This is a genomic window from Mycobacterium sp. (assembly GCF_039583805.1).
Lineage (GTDB): Bacteria > Actinomycetota > Actinomycetes > Mycobacteriales > Mycobacteriaceae > Mycobacterium.
On record NZ_JAVKSH010000090.1, the window covers coordinates 1 to 4,797 of the forward strand.

3 protein-coding genes are annotated in these 4,797 nt (G+C 73.0%); 2 read left to right on the forward strand and 1 reads right to left on the reverse strand.

Going from position 1 to position 4,797, the window contains the following annotated elements:
* Positions 1 to 252: 252 nt before the first annotated feature.
* Positions 253 to 1,137, reverse strand: a complete 885-nt coding sequence (locus tag ABDW21_RS12760) for a DUF6671 family protein (protein ID WP_343601714.1) — start codon at positions 1,135 to 1,137, stop codon at positions 253 to 255.
* Positions 1,138 to 1,314: 177 nt separating this feature from the next.
* On the opposite strand from ABDW21_RS12760, the gene ABDW21_RS12765 reads away from it, so the two are divergent.
* Positions 1,315 to 2,904, forward strand: a complete 1,590-nt coding sequence (locus ABDW21_RS12765; RefSeq protein ID WP_343710514.1) for a proton-conducting transporter membrane subunit — start codon at positions 1,315 to 1,317, stop codon at positions 2,902 to 2,904.
* Positions 2,901 to 4,797, forward strand: a 1,897-nt coding sequence (locus ABDW21_RS12770) for a putative inorganic carbon transporter subunit DabA (protein WP_343710515.1), incomplete at its 3' end; no start/stop codon positions are given. The genes ABDW21_RS12765 and ABDW21_RS12770, both read left to right, overlap by 4 nt.

The window sequence follows — 4,797 nt, forward strand, 5'->3', positions numbered from 1 at the left end:
GGTGATCGGGCGTCGCGCCCAAGGCTTTACGGCCCGGCGACGGGAAGGTGTGACACCACCACGACCAGAGGATCGTGCGGTGAGAGCTACCAACCAGACCGGACCCGACAGCCCACAGGCGATCACCGGGAACCGCCACCGGTCAAGGACGCGAGGAACCCAATCTCGCCCGCCTTGCCGGAACGTACGCGGCGATCCGGGCCGGGCAACCGTTACCCCGGCACAGTTGGCCAACAATGACCAACCTCAGTTTTAACAGTTGCAGCATTCGCACCAGCGGGGATCGGCCTCGGCGTCCGGACGTGGAACGCGTTGTCGGCGTTCACATGCCGGGCAACCCAGAATGTCGGCTGCGACCAGGTCGGTGGCCGTGCCGCAGATCCGGCAGCGCAGCCCGGTTTCGACGCCGACTTTGCCGAATCCGGGTCCCTGGCACGACGGGCATGGCGTGGCCAGCCGCTGAGCCAGGCTGCGCGCCAGGCGAGTCAACGCCCGGCGTCGGGTGGGGTTGTGATGAGCGCGCAGGTCCGGCTCGACCCACACCTGGCCGCCGTCCGCGCAGCCGAGGGCTCCGGCGACCGCCGCGTGCAGGCTGTCGACGTCGGTCAAACCCTTGCCGAAGACCCTGACCGCGCCGTCACCGACCGTTTTGACGGCCAGGCCCTGTTCGGGAAAGCTGAGGGCGCGTGCCGCGTCGATCGCCTGCTCGACAGAGCTGACGACGCACGGCGGTCCCGGGACGTCGAGGTCGTTGTGTCCCTCGACGACGTGGATTCCCCGCCGGTCGTCGAGGAAAACCAAGACCTCCTCGTGCACCCTGACCACGGCGTAGCGGGTGGCGTAAGTGGCTTCGCTGGCCAGACCATAAGGCAACCCGGTGGCCTGCATCGCCAGCCGTGCCTTGGCGGTGGCGGCCTGGGTGGGAGTCATGGTGCGCTCGACGTCTCCGGTGAAGGTGCCGAACCTGTCGGTGTCGAGCCCTCCGGGCGCGATCACCCGGGCGCCGAGAATCTCCTCGAACGCCGGGCCGACCTGGCGTTCTTTGCCGTGCATGGTGCCCATGGCGATGACGGCACCCGCGTAGCGGCGCCGGATGGGGGCCGCGCTCGCGGTGTCGTCGGGCTGCGGCTCGCTCACCTGCTTCCTTCCCGTGCTGTCCGGTGCCGTGCTGTCCGGTGCCGTGCTGTCCGGCAACACTCTGGCGGTATCAAATTATGGAAACACAATACACATGACTTGATACATGAGATCGATTTCATGTAATGTTGGCCCCGACGCCGGTGGCGAACCGGTACGACCTGAACGGGAGGCGCTATGGATGTGCTGGTACCACTGCTGATCGCAGCACCGTTGGCGGTCGCGATGGCCGGGCGCGCGCTGCGGCGACCCGCTGGTAGCTGGGGCCCGGCGGGAGGCGCCGTCAGCATGCTGCTGGCCCTGGCGGTCTCCGCCATCGTGCTCACCCGCGGTCCGCTGTCCTGGCTCCCCGGCGCCGGCAGCGGTCGGTCGCTGTTCGGGTTCTGGGCCGACCAGCTGGCCGCGGTGCTGCTGCCGGTGGTGTGCGGCATCGGACTCGTCGTGCAACTGTTCGCCCGGCGCTATCTGTACGGCGACCGCCGGGCCGACCGATTCTTCACCGCCACGGCGGCGCTGACCGCGGCCACCGCGGCGCTGGTCACGGCGGTCACCGTGGTCGGCCTGGCGCTGGCGTGGACGGCTGCGGGCCTTGCGCTGTGCGCGCTGCTGGGAACCTACGACCATCTGCCGGCCGCCCGCGACGGCCTGCGCCGCACCGCGGCTGCGTTCGCGGTCGGCGACGGCGCGTTGTGGGCGGCTGTGCTGGTGATCGTCGCGGGGTCCGGCCAGGTGGACCTGCGCCGCACCGCGGCGCCGTTGGCCTCCGCCGGGGGGCTGCCGGCGACGGTGGCGGCGGTGCTGTTCGTCCTCGCCGCGGCGTCACGCTCGGCCCAGATACCGTTCCACCGTTGGCTGCCGACGACGCTGGCCGCCCCCACCCCGGTGTCGGCGCTGCTGCACGCCGGCGTCGTCAACGCCGGGGCGATCCTGCTCGCCCGCGCCGGCACGGTGGTGGTCTTCCCGGCGGCCGCGATGTACCTCACCTTCGCTGTCGGTGCGCTCACCGCGGTATACGCGACGGCGCTGATGCTCACCAAACCCGACATCAAGGGCGCGCTCGTGCACTCGACAATGGGCCAGATGGGCTTCATGATCATGACCTGCGGCTTGGGCCTGTACGCCGCCGCGGTCTTCCACCTGATCGCACACGGCATGTACAAGGCGACGTTGTTCTTGGGGTCGGGGGCGGCGGTCCATCGCTACGGCCGGCACGACCGCAGCTCACAACGGGCCGCACCGAGCGCGGCCCGACGCTGGATGCTCGGCGCCTACGCCGTCACCGCGCCGGCCGCCGCATTGGCTCTGGCCGCGGCGCTGGGGGCGCCGGTCGGCGAACTCGCCCACCACGGCGGCGTCCCGCTGCTGGTGTTCGCCTGGGCCGCCGGCGCGACAGCAGGCTGGGCGTGGCTGCGGCGCGGCCCGACCGCGGGTCGTGCGCTGGCCGGAGCCGTCGCGCTGGGTGTGATCGCCCCGGTCTACCTGACGGCCGTCGCCGTGCTGACGCGCATCCTCGCGCCCGCGCTGCCGGTAGCCGCCGGCCACGGCGCGACGGGCTGGGCGGTGCTGGCCGCGGCGCTCGCCCTGGCGGCGGTGGCCGCCGCGATGCGGTTCACGCCGGCGCTGCCCGGGCTGGCGGCGCTGCGGCGGACGGCGTACGTGTGGGCACTGACCCAGGCCCAGCCGCGGACCGGGACGACGGTCCGGGTGGCCGCCGAGCCGCTGCGGCACCGCCCGGTCGTCCGCGCAACGGTGGGGGCATCGGCGTGACGGCGGCCCCCATCCCGGCGAGCACCGCCGCCGGGCGCGGCGCGCTGCGCAGCGACGTCAACATCGCCGGGCAGGCCCTGACTCCGTACTGGCCGATCGAGACGTTCATCGCGGTCAACCCCCTCGGTGGCTACGAGGGCCTACCTTTTGCCACCGCCATCCGGCGCGCCGGCGAATGGGTCGGCGCGCGCGGCACCGTGGCCGAGACCACCTTCCGGCGGCTGCACGCCGCCGGCCGCATCGCCGACGACCAGCTGGACGCGGCACTGGCCCACCACGTCGAGGACATCGCGCAGCATCCGGGGGTGGCCGTACCGAATGGCCACATCGGCGCGCTGGACATCCTGCGCTGCGACATGCTGTACGGCCAGACCGGGCCCGATCCTGCCCGGGTGAGCACCACCCGCAGCGAACAGGTTTGTCGCCAGGTCGCCGACCTCGTCGACAACCAGACCGGCAAGTGGTGCGCGGCGTTCTTCGGCGCCGCGCACACCGCCTGGCCCATGCCCGGAGCCGAGCGCGGGTTGTACGCCGCGTGGCGGGACCTGGCCGGACGCGACCGCTCGCTGCCCAGCAGCGTGCGGCGACGGCTGCGCCTACTGCCCGCCCGCCCCGACGACGCCGCCACCGCGGCCCTGGCCGACCTGGGTGTGTGCGACGACGCGCGGGTGGGCTACCTGCGGGCCCACCTCACCGCGATGCCCGGCTGGGCCAGTCACGTGCGCTGGCACGGCGAGCACGGCGACGCCGCCGACCTCACCCAGTACCTGGCGATGCGGCTGGTCTACGAAGCTGAACTGCTGCGCCACGCGGGCCTGCTCAACGCCTCCTGCCCGCCGTCCGCGCCGGCACCCCAGCCCCCGTCGACGCACGCCCGCGCGGTGGCCGTCGCCACCCGCCTGGCGCCCGCGCAGGCGAGCGACCGGGCCTGTGTCGACGCCATCGCCGACGTGCTCGAGCTGCTGGGGGTGTCGGTCCGTCCGCTGGTCTGGCAGCGCGCCTACGAGTGGGGATACCGCGCCCCGCTGCTCGCCGAACTGGCCGGGCAGCCGCTGCCCGCGCCGGCCGCCCGGCCCGCAGCCCAGGTCGTCTGCTGCATCGACACCCGCTCCGAGGAGCTGCGCCGCCAGGTGGAGGCACTCGGGCCGTACGAAACGCTGGGCTTCGCCGGATTCTTCGCGGTCGCCATCTCCTACCGTGGCTGGGAGTCCGCGACCAGCAGCGAGCAGTGCCCGGTGCTGCTGCGCCCGCGCAACGAGATCACCGAACACCCCGACCCGTCGGTTCCCGAGGGCCGTCTGGCGCGCGCCCGCGCGGGCCGGGTGACCCTGGCCGCCGGCGAGGACGCCTTCGACGCGGCCAAGAACGACACCCTCGCGCCGTTCAGCCTCGCCGAGGTCGCCGGCTGGGCGGCCGGGCCGCTGGCCGCCGTCAAGACGGTCGCGCCGCGCCTGCACGACCGCGTGCGAGACCGGTTGCGCCGCGCTGTCAGCCCCGTCGCCACCACCAGGCTGGGCGTCGCCGAGGGGTTCACCGTCGAGGACCGGCAGCTCTTCGCCGAGGCAGCCCTGACCATGATGGGCCTGACGGCCAACTTCGCGCCGCTGGTGGTGCTGTGCGGTCACGGCAGCACCACCGAGAACAATCCCTACGAGTCGGCGCTGCACTGTGGGGCGTGCGGCGGCAACCGCGGCGCCCCCAACGCCCGGACCGCGGCGGCCATCCTCAACGACGTGGCGGTGCGCGAGCATCTGGCCGCCCGGGGCATCGACGTTCCGGCCGACACCTGGTTCGTCGCCGCCGAACACGACACCGCTCGTGACACCGTCACCGTGCTGGACCCGCATCTGGTGCCGGCCGGCCACCGGGAAGCACTGGGCCGTCTGGTGTCCG

What these genes read in the sequence shown, in the direction of transcription:
- ABDW21_RS12765 (WP_343710514.1), top strand. Translation starts at nt 1,315, where the DNA reads ATGGATGTGCTGGTACCACTGCTGATCGCAGCACCGTTGGCGGTCGCG.